Below are 17,553 nucleotides of genomic sequence, written 5' to 3'. Positions count from 1 at the left end.
CACATGTCGATTGTCGATTGTCGATGCTGTACTATACAGCTAAAAAAAGAGCCAACATAGTAGAGAAAAGCCCCTCTCAAATCAACGCTAGGTAACGTAAATCTCCCGCCATGGTGTTAATTAGGTATTTGGTTCGACAATTAATTGCTCATCTTCTAGGCATACATGGCTGTTGATGTACTCTCGCTCCGTGGTTAAGGTATATCTATCTAGGCTCACCACAACCCCCCCATAGAGATGCCCGGCACAACTTACCTGAGCACTTTGTAAATATTCATTGATAAAACGGTCGATTTGTTCGATGCGCTGTTTAACATCTTCGATGCGAGCTTGTTCGTGTTCAATATTCAGCTTAAGGCGATGAGACAAGGTGTCTTTTTTTTCAGATGCAGGTAATGAATTCACTTTCGAGCAAGCCTGAGCCAGCTCTTCTAACTTATGCTCTTCATCATCAATTTCTTGTTGTAGAAACTTCTTTTCTTTTCTTTTTGCTTCAAGCTCGCCTATCAACTGAATTTCGGTGCGAGTGTACGCCTCAGCACCTAAATTAACCGTGCTAACACCTTTAAGGGCCCTAATTATGCCCCCTAAAATCGTGCCTCTTCGGCCCGAGCTGTCAATCACCTCAACCTTATCAAAGCAGGTCACATCACAATGACTAAGTTGATGGTTAAAATGCAAGGCACCATGACATTCAATCTTGGTATATTGAGCAAAAACACCGATGATTTCACCGTGGGCAATTAACTCACAACTAAAGCCGTCATCAGTATGATGACCGATTACCCCTTTTTCCACATGTAAATCCCCGCCAGCTTCCACGTGCGCTGATTCAATCAAGCCTGACACACTGATATCGCCACTGGCTTTCACCTTCATCCCTTCGCAAATGTCACCTTTGATAAGAATGCTGCCATCAAAATCCACATGACCAAAGCTGACGTCCACATTGTTTATCATCAGCACATCATCCACTATCATGCCGTGCTCAATTTCTATGGGGATCCCTGTATTGGTTGCCACTAGGTAATTGGCGTTTTTGTTGCTGACTTCGGTATTTTTACCCACATTAAACGCGATCTCTTTACCCTCTTTATGGGTAATGACTTCCCCTGTCACTTTAAACCCATCTTCCCCTTCAACTTTAGGGTGTTTGCGCATCAATGGCTTGCCTTTCGATACGGAGACCAATGCGCCTAAGTCACGCATGTCTACTTTGCCACCTTGTAATTCCCTTGGTTTCTTTACCCGCTCTTTCAAGGTTTCCACCAACCGTTCAAAACGGGTGTCTTTGCCATCAATGGCTGGTTTACCTTTTGCTACAGGCGCCTTAATAAGTTGGCCTGGTCGGGATTTATTCAAGGTCGACACCAAGGCGTGAATATTGTTTTCTCGAATACCGTAGGTCACCCCAGCCGCACTGATGGCCTCTTTTAGGACATCCTCATCGAGCTTTTTACCGCCCCAAGGCGCAGTCACTCGGGCAATGGCCGTCATCTTTTCTTTATCAATTTCAATTGCGACAACGGCATCGAGTCGCTGAGCAATAATCACAGGATCCGTGTTTTCACTCGGCTCTTTTGCATTTAATCGCGTTAAGGCATCGGTCATACCAACCGAACTGGGTTTAAAGTCGGCATAAGGGCTGGCCGATAAGGCATCAAGAACGTGTGTTTCGGTGACAGGCTCAAGGAGCTCGGGAATATCGAGCAAAAGGTCAACGTCATTTTCATGCAAAGTCAATAAGTCAGGTGAAATCATGTCATCACTTCCTTAGCACAATGAGTGAACGCTGGGTATTACTATATGATTAGTACAGAATCGGACTAGCTCCCCCAATTCCACTCACAATAGCCGCCATAAGTCGATTATTTAGCCACCTTACTGGCATGTCATCGTTGGCTCAATCATTTTTCTCTTTAAACGTGAGACATCTGACAGCGTCTTGTTAAAAGCATCATTTGAGTATAATTCTAGACTAATCTATGCGTTAGGTTTATGCAGCCAGCGGCTGCATAAGGTAGGAAGGCGTTATTCATTGACGTTGCTAGGGCCTGTTGACCTTTGGAGCTTGTTTTTGCAGCGATTTGTTGGGTATTTATGCAAGGCAGCGACTTTGTGGCGTAGTCACCTACGCGAAAAGGCGCTAACGCAGTAGAAATGACCAACAAACACTGTCCTTTGGATTCGGCTAAAAGCGTTTTGCCCGTCGTTGAGCAGTATTTACTTAGAATGCTAAGCTACACACTGCTCGCCTTGCTCAAAACGCTTTTATCTCGAACAAAAATTAACCACGAAAGGTCAACAGGCCCTAGATTTGGGCTTGCGACGCATGGGCGCATCGCCCACATCGATGCCTTTTTCAAAGGTTTTGTTAACACGTTTGATAGGTTTACGTTTAGTTTGCGTTTTACCTGCCTTAACTTGTTTCTTTGTGCGAACTTTGGCAACGGGCGCTGCGTGGCTAAAGCCTTTAAATTTGGCTTCTAGCCCAGCAATGGAGTCAAAGCTAATGGCCTGATTAAGATAAGCTTCAACCGCTTGGAAATTAAGCCAATCTTTTGGCCCGATGAGAGATAAAGCACTGCCTTTCGCCCCTGCCCTGCCGGTACGACCAATCCGATGGACATATTCTTCGGCATGTTTGGGCATATCAAAATTGATGACATGAGACACATTCACTAAATCTAGGCCACGAGATGCAATGTCCGTGGTGACTAACACTTGCTGCTGACCACGTGAAAAACTGTCCATGATTTGATTACGCTTACCTTGGTTCATATCACCACTGAGAGAGGCACAGTTTAAGCCTTGTTCAGTTAAAAACTCGGCTAAGGTTAAGGTATCGGCTCGAGTGGCGGTAAACACGATCATCTGACTGATGGACTCATCGTTAATAATGTGACTCAGCAGTGCTTTTTTATGGTCTAAGTTGTCACATAAAACAAAACGTTGCTGAATATCTTTGTGCTCGTCATTAGCGCCGCCAATGGCCACTCGAACTGGCGCTTTGAGCAATTGTTTGGCTATGCTGTTGACTTCGGTGTTATCTAAGGTTGCCGAAAATAATAAGGTTTGCCTTAGTCTGTGATCCGCAGCGCGGTTGATTTGCAATAGCTGGTCGGCAAACCCCAGATCAAGCATGCGATCCGCCTCATCTAAAATCAACATTTCTAATCCATTAAGATGAATTTGACGCTGACTAAGGTGATCGGCGATTCGCCCGGGGGTGCCAACGATAAATTGCGGGTCTTTAACCAGTTGCTTGGCTTGATCGTTAAAATTCTCCCCACCAACGATTAAGGTCGCCTTTACCCCTGTACCCGCGACTAATAGACGCAGTTGGGCATATACTTGCTTAGCCAGCTCTCGGGTAGGCGTTAAGATCAACACTCGCGCGTCGCGTTTGCTCAATGCGCGTTGCTTTAACACACGTTGCATCGCCGGCAGTAAAAAAGCCAAGGTTTTTCCTGAGCCGGTTTTTGAAGAGGCGATAATATCTTTGCCTTGGATAGCAATAGGAATGGCTTGGCGTTGAATGTCGGTAGCGCGGCTAAGCCCCTGATGTGATAGAGGTTTAAGCAAGCGACGATCGAGTGAGAATTCTTCAAAATCCAAGAGAGGGCTCCAACTAGTGTAAATTTTTCTGATATTATACCCTGTTGTCAGGATCTGGGCACTAACAATACCAAGTTCTCGCTTCTCTCGATTTCAATAGTACTTGGATTTAGCGGCCTCAGCCCTTATATTGCCCTCATCTTTCACTCGGTATTCAACACTATGTTTCAAGATAATCCACTGCTTGCCCAGTTAAAACAGCAAATGCAATCTGAATTGACCAAGAAAGAAGGTCAGGTTAAAGCCAGCGAAAGAGGCTTTGGCTTTTTAGAAACCGATGAAAAAGAGAGCTTTTTTATCCCCCCCAATGAAATGCGTAAAGTGTTACATGGCGATCGCATCACCGCCATTATCCGAGAAAGCAATGACAAACAAACCGCTGAGCCGGAAACACTCATTAATCAAGGACACACCGCGTTCGTCGGTAAATTGCAATCGTATAAAGGCCAACTGCAATTTGTCAGTGAAAATCCACTGTTTAAGTACCCTTTTACTGCCAAACTAAGTAACAAGCTCAAAAGTGAAGGGTTGCAGGAAGGTGACTGGGTCACGGCAACACTACAACACCACAGCCTACGTGATGGCAAACGCTTTAGTGTTAATGTAACAACACGCATCGCCAAAGGTGACGATCCCTACCTAGGCCGTTGGGTCACACTGGCCAAACTTGGCTTACCCACCTTGCCACCGCAAGCGCCATCAGCTTGGCCAGCATTAGATGAATCAAGCCGCAGCGATTATCGCCAACTGCCCTTTATTACTATCGACAACGCATCAACCCAAGACATGGATGATGCGCTTTACATTGAGCAACAGGGCGATAATTGGTTGCTTTATGTCGCCATTGCCGATCCGGAAGCCTATATAGAACAAGGCTCAGCATTAGATGAAGAAGCAGAGCAACGTGGGTTTACAATCTACATGCCCGAATTTAACGTGCCTATGCTGCCACGCCAACTCAGTGATGAATTATGCTCTCTACAACCTAATGTCGATAGACCAGCCTTAGTCTGTAAGATCCTCGTTGCCCCTGATGGCGCTATGTTAGAGAAGCCTCTATTTGAATTGGCGCAAATCCGCTCTCATGCCAAGCTCAGTTATGACGATGTATCGAACTACTTAGAAGAGCAAAGCAGTGATTTCGCTCCTGAGGCCGAGATTGCCAAGCAATTACAGCTACTTAATCTGTTTAGTCAAGCCAGATTAACGTGGCGTGAACACAATGCCCTCACCTTCGACGATAATCCCGACTACAAATTTGTGCTATCTGAACAAGGCGAGCCTATCGACATTTTGTGTTTACCAAGGCGCAGTGCCCATCGCTTGGTTGAAGAAGCCATGGTGTTAGCCAATATTTGCGGTGCTGATTTTTTGACCCATCATCAAGTCGAAGGCGTGTTCAACAGCCAAACTGGCATCCAAAGTGATCGCATTGCAGAAGCGGCCACTTTGTTAAAGGAGCACGGCATTGACGCAACCGAGCAAGCCCTCACCGAGTTAGACGGTTATTGCACCATCCGCCGACAAATCAAAGCCAGTAATAACCGCTATTTAGACTTTCGTTTGCGTCGCATGTTTGCCTACAGTGAATTCAAACCCCAAGCCAGTCCCCATTTTGCAATGGGTTTGCCAGCGTACGCGACTTGGACCTCACCCATCAGAAAATACAGCGACCTGATAAACCACCGCCAAATCAAATCCATATTAACGCAGCAGCCTCCTGCCTCCTTAGATGCCAATATGGGTAACCAATTTAATGAGAAGCGAAAAATACAACGCATGGCTGAAAATGGCGCCAACGCTTGGCTATATGCTCAGTATCTTGACAAGCATCTCAAACAAGGTACCGAGTTTGCTGGCCAGATCATCGACGTGGTTCGCCAAGGCGTCCGTGTCAAACTGACCGACATCGGCGCGATGGCATTTATTCCCGCTCAATTAATATGTCAGGATAAAAATCGGATCACGTGCAAAATGGACACAGGGCACCTACTCATCGATGAAAATATAGTTTTAACTCAAGGAGATGAGCTAGTCGTTAAGCTCCACGAAGTGAATAAAGACAGCAAAAACTTCATTGCTAAACCTGCTGTCAATCTTAGCTAACATAGCAAGACATGGTTACCTCATAAGCAACCTGTATTAAAACTAATCGGCTTCCCTCACTAAGTAGGGGGAAGCCCATATAGCCAGACAACTTCATTGCCGTATGATTTAACAAAAGCAATTGAGGAGTCAGTCACATGAAATCAACTATCGCCATCGCCACATTATTACTCTGTACTTCGCCACTCGCGTTAGCCAACCTGATTATCGACACCGAAGGAGTCGATCAAAATAAATATAATCAAGATAGGTTTCATTGTGAACAGCTTGCTGCACAAGTCAAAACCGAACAGCATAGCCCCAGTGTTGTTGGCACCACCGCCAAAGGCGCATTAGCAGGCGCGGCCATCGGCGCGATATCGGGCAACTCAGGCAGTCAAGGGGCAAAAACAGGGGCCGGTGTCGGTTTAGCCGCAGGGATCATAGGCAAAGGAGCATCAAAGCACTCCGAGCGCCAAGCGAACAGCAATGAAAAGCAGATGGTAATGCGTAACTGTATGACCAATCGAGGCTATACGGTGTTAAATTAAGTGACCATTGCTTTATAGGTCGACAGTGAAATCCGCTTTTAGTGTCGACCTTAATTAAGCTTACAGGCTATAATAGCCTTTTTCATTTCAGACGGTATTGTCATTGCCTAAATTAGCCCCGCTCTTACCCGATTCACTGCAGCCAGACTTTAGCCAGCTTATTGACGCTGTGGCCGATTTACCTCAGTCACCATGGAAAATACTGTTTCCTTATGCCAGTCAACAGCTCACTGATGCTATCGCATTACCTCATCGCTTGATCACCCTCTGTATGAATGATTGGGCGACCGGGATCGCCTTCATTGACTCAACTTTAAGTAGTTTGCCTGAGTCTCCCCTGTATCAGTGTTTGAATAGCTATGGTCAATTGGAACTATTTGGTGAGGTCACCTTAGAAGCTGACGCCCTTACACTCAGTCCGGGGGCGATTTTGCAGCAGCAAAATGGCCTGTTAGGCATCAGCTTGCCGCCATTATTAGAAAATCCACAGTTATGGTATCAAGTGAAAGGTTACCTATTATCAGGGATATTACGATGGCATGATGGTTACGGGGCAAAGCATATTAAAAAAATGCAGCTGCCAAAAGGAGAGCAACCCCGGTGCAAACTTATCCTGATCGGCAGCCGTAGCCAATTTGCTGAGTTAAACCAACTTGATCCTGAGTTTTCCGCCCTCACACAACAGTTTTGTGAAATAGCTGATGAAGCCAAAGTGACCAGCGCGAGCATCAGTGCCATTATCGCTTTGATTGAACAACAAGCAGCACTAGCGGGCATCACCAAGATCACCACATCGGCTAAAAATAAGCTGCTTCAGCACCTGAGTGCAAGACGCGATCATCAGCATTATGTGCAACTTAATGCCAGCTATTTAAGTAAGTTACTCAGTTATTGCCATTACCGGTTTGGCCAAGAGCTCACCCCCAACGCCATTGCTGATTTTATCTCGACCCAACAACAAGCGATGAGGCTGCCGCAACACTATAGCGATGAGTCCATCGTAGAGCGACAAATTCCTATTGCCTTAGAAGGCAAGGCCATCGGCCAAGTCAATGGCTTATCGGTGGTCGAATTAGAGGGTCATCCACTGGAGTTTGGGGAAGTATTTCGTGTTACCGCGGCGGAATTCTTAGGCGACGGCGAAGTGGTTGACGTCGAACGTAAGGCTGAAATGGCCGGTAATATTCACTCTAAAGCCATGATGATAGTAGAAAGCTATCTCAGTCAGGTTTTTGGTAAGGAAGAGCATGTTCCCTTCTCTGCCAACATCGTTTTTGAGCAAAGCTACAGCCATACCGATGGTGATAGCGCAGCGGTCGCAACTTATGTTGCTTTGATCTCAGCCCTAGCACAATTAAGTGTGCGTCAAGATGTAGCCATGACTGGCTCAATGGATCAAGCAGGTAATGTCTTGGCTGTAGGCGGCATCAATGAAAAAGTAGCGGCTATCTACCGCACCGCGCAATTGAAGCAATTACAGCAGCCAGTGTTAGTGTTAATCCCTGCATCCAATCTCGTCAATTTATGTTGCGATGATGCCTTGGTAGAAGCCGTTAATAAACAACGCCTGATCATCTATCCCATTGAGCACGTAGAGCAAGCGATTGAGATCGCCATCGCAGAGGTGGATAAGGTCTATGAAGCCGTCCGCACGCGCATTAAAGAGCTCAACGGCCAAGAAGAAGGCGACACCTCTTGGCTCAAGAAATTAATGCGATATTGGCAAGCCTAACAGCGACACTTTCTTGCACCCCGGCATGCTTTTCTATAAAGTGTGCCACTTTGCTTTTATATCAAACTATTAACGAGTTAGATTATGACCTCTCAAAAAGACTTGGGTAAGCACGCTTACACTAAAGAAGAGCTACAAGCTTGTGGCCGTGGTGAACTATTTGGTGAAACCAATTGCCAACTGCCTGTCGACAATATGCTGATGATGGATCGCATCATCAAGATCAACGACGTAGATGGAGAGCACGGTAAAGGCGAAATCCTTGCTGAGCTTGATATTACACCTGATCTCTGGTTCTTCGATTGCCACTTCCCTGGTGATCCGGTTATGCCGGGTTGTTTAGGTCTTGATGCGATGTGGCAGTTAGTGGGTTTCTTCCTTGGCTGGAGCGGTGGTCCAGGTAAAGGTCGTGCGCTTGGTGTGGGTGAAGTTAAATTCACCGGTCAGATCTTACCAACCTCAAGCAAGGTAAGTTACAAGATCACCATGAAGCGTGTGATCATGCGCAAGCTGGTGATGGGTATTGCTGATGGTGAAGTGTCGGTTGATGGCCGCGTTATCTACACCGCTAAAGATCTAAAGGTTGGCTTGTTTAAAGACACAGATAGCTTTTAATCTCTGGCCTTTACTCGCAGATATAAGAAAGCCCCACTCGGGGCTTTTTTTATTTAAGAAATAGACCGTGGCTCCTTTCTTCATAGGCGTCCCGCCAGCCACCTAGCCAAGAGCTTTTAGCATCGACTTGTTGAAATGGACAAACTTCTTTCGCGCGGCCCATGATACCAGCTTGATAACCTTTAGCGTGCGCCCGTGCGATACGATCTCGTTTTTGTCTTTTCATCGAATACGACCTCATACTAAGCAAAAAAAAAGCACAAGGCGAAGCGCCTTGTACTTTAGAATTAGTTTAAAATTTTGTCTTAGTCAACGATGATAACGCAGCTCATCTCGCCTATAAAAATAAGCTGTTGAATAAAAGTCAGATCCTTTTACAAGGATATTAGCGTTTTGTGAAGCGGCGCACACCCATAAAACCCACTGCCAACGCCACTAACCAAAATGCATGGCCACCTGAGCGCTTAAATGGTTTATCTAAATCTTCACCCTCATCTGCCTCCCAGCAGTTAGGTTGATCATTAATATCACCCGCCGCAAGGTTACGACTAAGCTTTAGCATCACCGGCTTGGCATTACTGATAGATAAAAAATCTTCTTTGGTATCATAGCGATAACCCGTAGCTATGATGGTACCGTCATGACTAATATCTTTGGCCTTTTCTACGCGGTAGTAAGGTAGGTTAATCTTGCCATTAGCATCTTGTGTACATATTAGGTCATTGATGAACCATGCATCTTTTGTTGCGATGTCGTAAACAAACGCGTTTTGACGGCGCAAGTTACCCGACTCAACCGGTTGTGTTTCTTGCCAAGCATCAGCCCAGCCCACCACAGTGCCTGCATCATTGATGGCACTCACCTCGCTATTTGAGCCCGGTTTATTGGTGTTGCTACCTTCGATACGCTCTTTCTTGGTGCGTATATTTTTATCAAGTAATGGAAACTCAATCGCTTTAGTTTGCTTGTTGTAAACGAAAAACTCAGTCGGGTAGTTTCGGCCCTTGACCGTATCAAAGAAACGGTTACCCACAATGATGCCATTGTTATTGATATCCACTGCCCATGTATGGCGCAAGTTATCATCTGGATCATCAATGCCTTGCTCTACTTGGGTGATCTCAATAGGCGAGCCTTGGTAGACGCCGTTGCTGTCTGGCTCAAGATAGATGGCACGAGCGCGATCGCCTCTTTCACCACTGCGGTATGGCAAGGTTGAGTAACCCACAGCGATACCCTGAGCATCAGTATTAAATACATTGGCACTGTATTGCATGTTACGTCTTTTGCTGCGAGGATCTTCTAACCATTGCTCGGTAGGATTAGCCACCATGGCCTGCCCTTCTAATTCACCGGCTGGACACCCTTCTGTTACATCCCAAACCCAAGGCTGAGTGTTAAACCCAGGACAGAAAACAAGTTCATTCAGGCTGTATCTGTCATCGTCTTGCTCACTGGAAAAACAGCGATCCAAGTACACATTCTCATCATTGGGGCGGTTAACACTGGCGTGACCATAAACTAATGTACGCACTTGGCCATTGGGTAAGGTCACGGTGTTTATATGGTAAGCCGCGCTGTAACCGCCTCGAGTTAAGTCAGTCGACGGTTTCAATTGACAAAAAGCGCCGGAAGCATCTTTATAAAAGGCATGACGGTGAAAATCACGGCTAAATGGCACCCCTGTAGAATACTCAGCTGAGCCATAACCCACCACGGCGCCGTCATCTGTAATATCAGTCACAACCTGATCCGTTGTGCCAGAATTGCTCACATCAAAGCCCACTTCTTTTTTCGGTTCAGTCCCCGTTGACAAGGTAAAAGGGATAAATTGACTGCTGTATAAGCGCTCGCCGGCTTCGTTTTGATCCATTCGCCACTGCTTGATGGCATTTTCATAGGTGTTAACTGCAGGGTTGTCACTGCCTTTAAACAACAGATCACAAATATCGGTTGAATAAAAACATTCTCTTTCGTATGTAAAGTGTTGGCCATAATCAAGATTATTGATTGACGAGCGTGTGGTCACGCCTGCAGCTTTGCTTGCGTCTGGGGAAATAGCGACCGCATAAGGGCCAAAATTAGCATCTGCAAAATCGCCGCTTCGCTCAATACTGATTTCTTCCATTTCATAGTATGCACCTGGGTTAACCGGTGCAGCGGTGCTACCTGCGGCGTAAACCAAACCTAATGCCAAAGATAATGCAGATAATTTAACTTTCATCAAAGAGTTATTCCCCTGTTTGTAATGCTTCTAATTCTTCCCAACGCTCTAACGCTGTTTCGAGCTGTTGCTCTAATTCTGCGAGCTTGTTGAGCTTGGTGGACGTCTCATCGTTAGGACGACTAAAAAATTCGGGATCATTTACTTGCGCTTGCAGCGCTTCCATTTCGGCTTCAATACCTTCTAATAAACTAGGTAACTGTTCTAGTTCCAGTTTTAGCTTGTATGATAACTTGTTCTTCTTCGCTGGCGTAGGCTTTTTCGTAGCTGGCTTCGCTTCTGTTGGTGCAGTCACAGCTTGCTGATGTTGTTTTTGTTGCTCAGCACGCTGATCCAACACAGCACGAGCATCACTGTAGCCCCCCACAAAGGTTTCTACTTCGCCTTCACCTTTAAACACCCAGCTGTGAGTGGCCGTATTATCAACAAAATAACGGTCATGGCTCACCAGCAGTAAGGTGCCTTTGTAATTGGCAAGCAATTCTTCTAAAAGTTCCAATGTTTCAACGTCTAAATCATTGGTTGGCTCATCGAGAATGAGTAAGTTACTGGGCTTTAAGAAGATTTTCGCCAGCAACAAACGGTTTTTTTCACCGCCCGATAAGGCTTTAACGGGCGTTCTCGCGCGTTTGGGGTGAAACAAAAAGTCTTGTAAATAGCCCAATACATGACGCATTTTGCCATTGACTTCAACTTCTTGCTTACCCTCGGCTAGGTTATCCATCACCGACTTCTCTGGGTCTAGCTTGTCGCGATATTGGTCAAAGTAAGCCACTTCCAACTTAGTGCCGCATTTTAACTTGCCGCCCTGCACCGCTAATTCGCCCAGCATAATTTTCAGCAGCGTACTTTTACCGCAGCCATTGGGGCCAATTAAGGCTATCTTGTCACCGCGTTGAATGGTGAAGCTCAAGTCATTAACAATGGGCTGTTGTTCAAATTCATAACGTAAATGCTCGGCTTCAAACACAATTTTACCCGAGCGCACCGCTTCGTCGACATTGATCTTCGCCTTGCCCATGACATTCACGCGCTGTGCTCGCTCTTGACGCATGGCTTTTAATGCGCGTACACGTCCCTCGTTACGGGTACGTCTTGCTTTAATCCCTTGACGGATCCACACTTCTTCTTGTGCGAGACGGCGATCAAACTCGGCATTTTGCTCTTCTTCTACCCTAAGGGCTTCTTCCTTACGTTCTAGGTAAAGATCATAATCCCCCGGCCAAGAGGTTAAGTTACCTCGGTCGATGTCCACAATCCGGGTAGCCAAACGGCGAATAAATGCCCTATCGTGACTGATAAACACGATGCTGCCAGCAAAGTTAAGCAAGAATTGCTCTAACCATTCAATGGTAGCCACATCTAAGTGGTTAGTTGGCTCATCTAAAAACAATAAGTCCGGCTCGCTCACCATGGCTTTTGCCAAGGCGACCTTACGTTGCCAGCCCCCCGATAATTGATCCAGTGCGATATCTGGCTCAATTTCAAGCAAAGCCAAAGTTTGATTGATCTTAGTATCCAGTTGCCAGCCATTATGCAGATCAAGTTGCTCTTGTAACTGCTCTAGCCGCTTTAGCTGTTGCTCGCTAGGCGCATCGCCAAGCTCATGGGATAAGTTGTGGTATTCGGTGACCGCCTTACCCACTTCTGCCATGCCACTAGCAACGTATTCGTAGGCTGTCACCCCTTCTACCTGAGGCGGATCTTGCTCTAGCCGGGCAATCTTAACGTCGTTATTTTTAACAATGCGACCGTCATCTAATTGGATTTCACCGCAAAGCACTTTGAGCAGGGTAGATTTACCCGCACCATTGCGCCCAACTAAACAAACCCGCTCTTTGGGTTCAATGACCAGTTCGGCCCTGTCTAATAGCGGATTATCACCAAAGGCCAGATCCGCGTTTTGTAATGTAATTAATGCCACAATCTATTCCAAAAATTTACTTACTGCTTGGCCATCAAAAGGCCAGCCCAATTCTTTACCGTTATACGCAAGTACTGGGATCCTTATGCCATATTGCTCTACCAACTGCTCATCTAAGGCAATATCGACTAACTGATAGTTGAGCCCAGCTTGGTTTAATACCTGCTGGGCTTGTTCACATAAGTGACAGCCCTCTGCTGTATATAAGGTGATCAACATTTTGTTAAGATCCAACACTGGTGGATTTTTCCGTTGCGCTTGAAGTCTTCTGGGATAGACGCCTTACTGACGTCTTCAATCCGATAACCCGCAGCGGCCACGCCCGCGTCATCTAATTTAAAGCCGCGTTTGTTATTTGAAAACACTAATACACCACCTGTAGTTAGGTTCTTGCTTGCATTAGTTAATAGCGCCACATGGTCACGCTGCACATCAAAGGTACCGTCCATGCGCTTTGAGTTAGAAAAGGTTGGCGGATCTAAAAAGATTAAATCGTACTGATGCTGACAATGGTCAAGCCATTTAAGTACATCGGCTTGCTCAAAATGGTGCGCGCCCTTAATGTTGTTTAACGCAAAGTTACGCTTGCCCCAGTCTAAATAGGTATTAGACATATCCACGCTAGTAGTGGAGGCCGCGCCGCCAAGGGCTGCGTGAACCGACGCGCTAGCGGTATAACAGAATAAGTTTAAGAAATGCTTACCCTTAGCCATTTCACCCAGGCGTTTACGCATCGGGCGATGATCTAAAAACAAGCCCGTGTCTAAATAATCACTTAAGTTCACCTCAAACAAGGCATTGTTTTCGGCCACCGTGATAATGGTTTGTTTTTTATTTAGTGCTTGATACTGATTTTTGCCTTTTTGCACTTCACGCACTTTAAGGAACAATTTGTTTTCTGGCGTCGCCATCACATAGCGTGTGGTAGCCACAATATCCAGCACCCGTCTTCTCGCCTTGGCTGGGTCGACTTTCTTGGGCGCGGCGTATTCTTGGATCACCACGTTGTCATCATACACATCAATGGCCACGTTATATTCAGGTAAATCCGCATCATACACGCGATAACAACTGATGTTTTCACGCTTCGCCCATTTTTGGCGTTGCGTTAAATTCTTTTTCAAACGGTTAGCAAAATCTTCAGCATAAATAGCCGGTTTATCGCTAGTTAAACCGCGGTCGCTGATTTGATAGTTTTTCAGCACACACTCAAGTGGGCCATTAAATAATTTATAGGTTTTGCTGGCGCGCAGCCCGATGCAGCTTAATAACTCGGTATCGGTTGAAAACAGCGACGCTTGCCAGCCCGGAAAGGCTTTTTTAAGTTGGTTACCAAATTTAGAGTAAAGATCGATGGCGCCGCTCATGTCGCCCATCCGTTCACCATAAGGCGGGTTCGCAATAATGACACCGGTTTGCTCTGTTAACGGGTTTGCAAATTCGGTTGCATCTTTAACGCTAAAGGTGATCAAATCCGCCACGCCCGCACGCTGTGCATTACCGCGTGCAATTTCAATCAAACGGCGGCTTTTATCCGATGCAAAAAAGCGCGTATCACATTGGTTTTGATTACGTTTATGCATCACGCTTGCCTGCGCGAGCATGCTGTTCCAACAGTCACTGTCATGGCCCAGCCAATGCTCAAAGGCATAGCCTTTACGCAATAAGCCCGGCGCGCGATTGGTTGCCATTAAAGCGGCTTCAATAACTAACGTACCCGAGCCACACATAGGGTCGATTAATGGCTGATCGATTTGCCAACTACTGCGTTTAATGATGGCCGCAGCCAGGTTTTCTTTTAATGGCGCCGCGCCCGTTTCGGTTTTGTAGCCACGATGATGCAGTGGGCTACCGACCATATCTAAATAAACATGGGCTTTATCTTTAAACAAACGAACATTAATGCGGATTTGCGCGTCGCTACGCTCCACATCAGGGCGCTGATCTAACTTTTTACGAAAACGGTCAACGATAGCGTCTTTTACTTTCAACGCACCAAATTGGGTATTACGAATTTCATCGTTGGTGCCGGAAAAATCGATGGCAAATGTCTTATCTACGGCAAAGGTATCCTCCCAAGGGATATAACTACACCCTAGGTATAAATCCATCACGTCGTTGACTTTAAATTCATTCAATCGCATTAATACCCGAGAGGCATATCGTGACCATAAACAAACCTGATAGCCTTGCGCTAGGGTTCCGGTAAAACTCACGCCCGAGCGTACCGCCTTGCCAGTGGTAATACCATAAGATTGCAATTCTTCTTCAACTAAAGGCTCAAGCCCTTGCGCTGTGGTAACGAAGTATTCATAAAGCGTATTTGTAGACATTCAGATTTCCGAGATAAAAGACATTACACCAAGGCGCCGCTGGACACCTTGCAAAAACAAACGGCTAAACAGCTGGCGGGGGTTTAACCAGACAAACAGCATGCTTAACAAGCGCCGTAGTATAACGTATGCAAGCCGCTTAAACATAAACAAATCGCCCTTAGCTCACGAATAAAGCCGCCATTTCGAAGCAGATAGCTAGGTGAGGTGACGTTTCGTGCTGAACCGGTTACTCCTTACCCTGATTGCCTAACAAACGAGCAAACAAATATTATTTCACTTTTAGCCCTTGCATCTCGCTAATCTTATCTATACTATTCGCCGCACTTAGACGGACGCGGGATGGAGCAGTCTGGTAGCTCGTCGGGCTCATAACCCGAAGGTCGTTGGTTCAAATCCGGCTCCCGCAACCAACTTGGTTTTAAAGAACTTGTAGCTCGTTGGGCTCAACTCTTTATTAATGCGAAGGTCGTTGGTTTAAAAACCATGTCCAGCAACCAATTTTAATTAAGATGTAAATTATCCTAGTTAGCAATGGTATCCTCTAAGTAGCATTATACAGTCGCGGGATGGAGCAGTCTGGTAGCTCGTCGGGCTCATAACCCGAAGGTCGTTGGTTCAAATCCGGCTCCCGCAACCAATTTGGTGTTTAAGAGTGTAGCTCGTCGGGCTCAACTCTTAATAAACGCGAAGGTCGCTGGTTTATATCCAGACTGAGCAACCAATTTTGTTAGATTCTATAAAAGAAGTGTCTATCAATGTAATGCAAAATATAGAAATACAGTCGCGGGATGGAGCAGCTTGGTAGCTCGTCGGGCTCATAACCCGAAGGTCGTTGGTTCAAATCCAGCTCCCGCAACCAATTTTGGTGTTTGAGAGTGTAGCTCGTCGGGCTCAACTCTTAATAATTGCGAAGGTCGTTGGTTCAAATCCAGCTCCCGCAACCAATTTCTACACCACATCATATAGTTTCAAAAAATCCAGTCGCGGGATGGAGCAGTCTGGTAGCTCGTCGGGCTCATAACCCGAAGGTCGTTGGTTCAAATCCGGCTCCCGCAACCAATTCTCAGTTTCATATAATATCTCAAGTATCCTTTCTTCAACGCCTTAATCTGGTAGCTCGTCGGGCTCAACTCTCTAAAAATCACAAAGGGCATTAATTCAAATCCGGCTCCCGCAACCAATCTTAATTTTTATTACCCCCTAATCACTCAATAAAGATGGCTGTCCTGTTACTTGATAACACGGCTCGCAAAAGAGGTGCTAAGACGGCGGGACCACCAAAGAAATTACGCGGATATACAGTGGGCAATATGCGAATACATACGCGTGATCCATCAAACAGCAATGCTTAAATTATGAGGGGATCCGTCAGCGCCTCGCAATAAGTGAACCAATTGCTGGCGGGCGAATTGCGCAGCAATTGGCATGACAGCCTTGGTGAATCTTAATTCAGCGACTTGTTAGCTATATTTTTCAATAATTAAAAAAGACTCAGACATTAGTTTTGCACGAAAATTATATTCAACTTTAGCCAGCAAAGGATCGAGCTCAAGAACTTTATCAAAATGCCAGAATAGCCGCTCTGTAGATATTGGTACCTCTGCTGGCAAAGCATTTCTAAATTCTGTGTATATAGGATACCTTTCTACCCAATCATCGCCCAAATCATAAAGGCAGCGTAAAACATGATTAGCTGCTAACGTGATTCCTTGCTGGCCTGTAACCAAACTTCTTGCAGCAGAAACTAGACGTTTTACCCTCGCCGTTTTTTGTTCTGGAGTCATTATAAATCTTTAGCACTCTCGTTATATAGCTAACGCCGCGCGCAGCGTCACAAAAAGTGACAGGTTTTACAGTCCGTTGCTGCGCTATGTTAAGTGCATTTTCATATATTGCGCCAATCCTCTAGCCCACTTTCTCGAAAGAACGTTATCCAATGCTTATGATCTGGGTCGAAAGCCAATCCAAACTTTGGGCTAACAAGGAACCCGAATTTATTAAATATACCTACGTCTTTCTTGGTTAGATAGCCTTCGAGATCACAGAATTGAACGACATCAGAATCTAATGCCAACTTCTCGAGATTAACCGTGACCTCAACGAGTTTACCGCTTGATTCAAATCGATAGATACTCTCTCCATAGTCGAGCTCTTGTAATCCAATAGAGTTAACTCCGGTACTATCTGGCGGTCCAAATCTTTCAATTACTTCAGATTCTGCTGAATCAAAAGGAATCTCATTTATGGATTTATATGGACGATGCATAATTCTCACTAGTACTATCGTGGTAGAGCGACCCATTACTGGGCCGACCCCACACAGATCCGGACGTGCGGAATTACCGCATCCGGCTCTTCAGTTATATATTCACGCGTGTAAACCAACACGCTCCTAGTACCAGTCAACATGAATAAATCGCTTACTCACTCTTGGTCGCTCTATGGCGTAATACATTAGCATCTTCTTG

General features: G+C 45.8%; 13 protein-coding genes and 4 tRNA genes. 8 read left to right on the top strand and 9 right to left on the bottom strand.

Annotated elements, in window-relative coordinates:
* Positions 1-120: 120 nt before the first annotated feature.
* The gene (locus tag K6Y21_RS02750; RefSeq protein WP_233070148.1) at positions 121-1,761 is read right to left on the bottom strand and encodes a flagellar assembly protein A; all 1,641 of its coding nucleotides are present in this window, start codon (positions 1,759-1,761) and stop codon (positions 121-123) included.
* A gap of 540 nt (positions 1,762-2,301) precedes the next feature.
* Positions 2,302-3,618, bottom strand: a complete 1,317-nt coding sequence (locus tag K6Y21_RS02740) for a DEAD/DEAH box helicase (RefSeq protein ID WP_233070147.1) — start codon at positions 3,616-3,618, stop codon at positions 2,302-2,304.
* Between the two features lie 162 nt (positions 3,619-3,780).
* Between K6Y21_RS02740 and K6Y21_RS02735 the strand changes: the two genes are divergently transcribed.
* From K6Y21_RS02735 to fabA, 4 genes are all read left to right on the top strand, one after another.
* Positions 3,781-5,724, top strand: coding sequence for an exoribonuclease II (locus K6Y21_RS02735; protein WP_233070146.1), 1,944 nt, complete (start codon positions 3,781-3,783; stop codon positions 5,722-5,724).
* 137 nt (positions 5,725-5,861) lie between these two features.
* Positions 5,862-6,254 carry a glycine zipper family protein gene (locus K6Y21_RS02730; RefSeq protein ID WP_233070145.1) on the top strand — a complete coding sequence of 131 codons (393 nt, stop codon included), beginning with the start codon at positions 5,862-5,864 and terminating at the stop codon, positions 6,252-6,254.
* A 103-nt stretch (positions 6,255-6,357) separates the two neighbouring features.
* Positions 6,358-7,986 (top strand): S16 family serine protease, encoded by a 1,629-nt coding sequence (locus K6Y21_RS02725; RefSeq protein ID WP_233070144.1) that lies wholly within the window; start codon positions 6,358-6,360, stop codon positions 7,984-7,986.
* Between the two features lie 84 nt (positions 7,987-8,070).
* Entirely contained in the window at positions 8,071-8,601 is a 531-nt protein-coding gene (gene fabA, locus K6Y21_RS02720) for a 3-hydroxyacyl-[acyl-carrier-protein] dehydratase FabA (RefSeq protein WP_233070143.1), read from the top strand.
* A gap of 49 nt (positions 8,602-8,650) precedes the next feature.
* Here fabA and rmf read toward each other — a convergent pair whose 3' ends face one another.
* The 5 genes from rmf to rlmKL all read right to left on the bottom strand — a co-directional run bounded on the left by rmf (position 8,651) and on the right by rlmKL (position 15,082).
* Entirely contained in the window at positions 8,651-8,827 is a 177-nt protein-coding gene (rmf, locus tag K6Y21_RS02715) for a ribosome modulation factor (protein ID WP_233070142.1), read from the bottom strand.
* A 159-nt stretch (positions 8,828-8,986) separates the two neighbouring features.
* Positions 8,987-10,825, bottom strand: a complete 1,839-nt coding sequence (locus K6Y21_RS02710) for a DUF3466 family protein (RefSeq protein ID WP_233070141.1) — start codon at positions 10,823-10,825, stop codon at positions 8,987-8,989.
* Between the two features lie 7 nt (positions 10,826-10,832).
* Positions 10,833-12,749, bottom strand: a complete 1,917-nt coding sequence (gene uup, locus K6Y21_RS02705) for an ATP-binding cassette ATPase Uup (RefSeq protein ID WP_233070140.1) — start codon at positions 12,747-12,749, stop codon at positions 10,833-10,835.
* Between the two features lie 3 nt (positions 12,750-12,752).
* Positions 12,753-12,968, bottom strand: a complete 216-nt coding sequence (locus K6Y21_RS02700) for a glutaredoxin family protein (protein ID WP_233070139.1) — start codon at positions 12,966-12,968, stop codon at positions 12,753-12,755.
* Positions 12,962-15,082: a bifunctional 23S rRNA (guanine(2069)-N(7))-methyltransferase RlmK/23S rRNA (guanine(2445)-N(2))-methyltransferase RlmL gene (rlmKL, locus tag K6Y21_RS02695; protein WP_233070138.1), complete on the bottom strand. Its 2,121-nt coding sequence runs from the start codon at positions 15,080-15,082 to the stop codon at positions 12,962-12,964. Before rlmKL ends, K6Y21_RS02700 begins: the two co-directional genes overlap by 7 nt.
* A 336-nt stretch (positions 15,083-15,418) precedes the next feature.
* Here rlmKL and K6Y21_RS02690 point away from each other — a divergent pair.
* The 4 genes from K6Y21_RS02690 to K6Y21_RS02675 all read left to right on the top strand — a co-directional run bounded on the left by K6Y21_RS02690 (position 15,419) and on the right by K6Y21_RS02675 (position 16,144).
* Positions 15,419-15,495 (top strand) — tRNA-Met (locus K6Y21_RS02690).
* 150 nt (positions 15,496-15,645) lie between these two features.
* Positions 15,646-15,722 (top strand) — tRNA-Met (locus tag K6Y21_RS02685).
* Positions 15,723-15,867: 145 nt separating this feature from the next.
* Positions 15,868-15,944: transfer RNA gene (locus K6Y21_RS02680), tRNA-Met, on the top strand.
* A 123-nt stretch (positions 15,945-16,067) separates the two neighbouring features.
* A tRNA-Met gene (locus tag K6Y21_RS02675) sits at positions 16,068-16,144 on the top strand.
* A 401-nt stretch (positions 16,145-16,545) separates the two neighbouring features.
* Here K6Y21_RS02675 and K6Y21_RS02670 read toward each other — a convergent pair.
* Entirely contained in the window at positions 16,546-16,869 is a 324-nt protein-coding gene (locus K6Y21_RS02670) for a hypothetical protein (RefSeq protein ID WP_233070137.1), read from the bottom strand.
* A 101-nt stretch (positions 16,870-16,970) separates the two neighbouring features.
* Positions 16,971-17,351 (bottom strand): hypothetical protein, encoded by a 381-nt coding sequence (locus K6Y21_RS02665; protein WP_233070136.1) that lies wholly within the window; start codon positions 17,349-17,351, stop codon positions 16,971-16,973.
* Positions 17,352-17,553 lie beyond the last annotated feature (202 nt).

The sequence above is a fragment of the Motilimonas eburnea genome (assembly GCF_021295345.1).
GTDB lineage: Bacteria > Pseudomonadota > Gammaproteobacteria > Enterobacterales > CBDFNC01 > Motilimonas > Motilimonas eburnea.
The sequence above is the reverse complement of the archived record's forward strand: the minus strand, read 5'-3'. Positions and strand labels throughout refer to the sequence as shown.

Excerpts from the sequence above, each read along its gene's own strand:
- K6Y21_RS02665 (WP_233070136.1), bottom strand. The coding sequence starts at position 17,351 with ATGCATCGTCCATATAAATCCATAAATGAGATTCCTTTTGATTCAGCA.
- K6Y21_RS02670 (WP_233070137.1), bottom strand. The coding sequence starts at position 16,869 with ATGACTCCAGAACAAAAAACGGCGAGGGTAAAACGTCTAGTTTCTGCT.
- fabA (WP_233070143.1), top strand. The coding sequence starts at position 8,071 with ATGACCTCTCAAAAAGACTTGGGTAAGCACGCTTACACTAAAGAAGAG.
- K6Y21_RS02700 (WP_233070139.1), bottom strand. The coding sequence starts at position 12,968 with ATGTTGATCACCTTATATACAGCAGAGGGCTGTCACTTATGTGAACAA.
- K6Y21_RS02750 (WP_233070148.1), bottom strand. The coding sequence starts at position 1,761 with ATGATTTCACCTGACTTATTGACTTTGCATGAAAATGACGTTGACCTT.
- K6Y21_RS02735 (WP_233070146.1), top strand. The coding sequence starts at position 3,781 with ATGTTTCAAGATAATCCACTGCTTGCCCAGTTAAAACAGCAAATGCAA.
- rmf (WP_233070142.1), bottom strand. The coding sequence starts at position 8,827 with ATGAAAAGACAAAAACGAGATCGTATCGCACGGGCGCACGCTAAAGGT.
- rlmKL (WP_233070138.1), bottom strand. The coding sequence starts at position 15,082 with ATGTCTACAAATACGCTTTATGAATACTTCGTTACCACAGCGCAAGGG.
- K6Y21_RS02730 (WP_233070145.1), top strand. The coding sequence starts at position 5,862 with ATGAAATCAACTATCGCCATCGCCACATTATTACTCTGTACTTCGCCA.
- K6Y21_RS02710 (WP_233070141.1), bottom strand. The coding sequence starts at position 10,825 with ATGAAAGTTAAATTATCTGCATTATCTTTGGCATTAGGTTTGGTTTAC.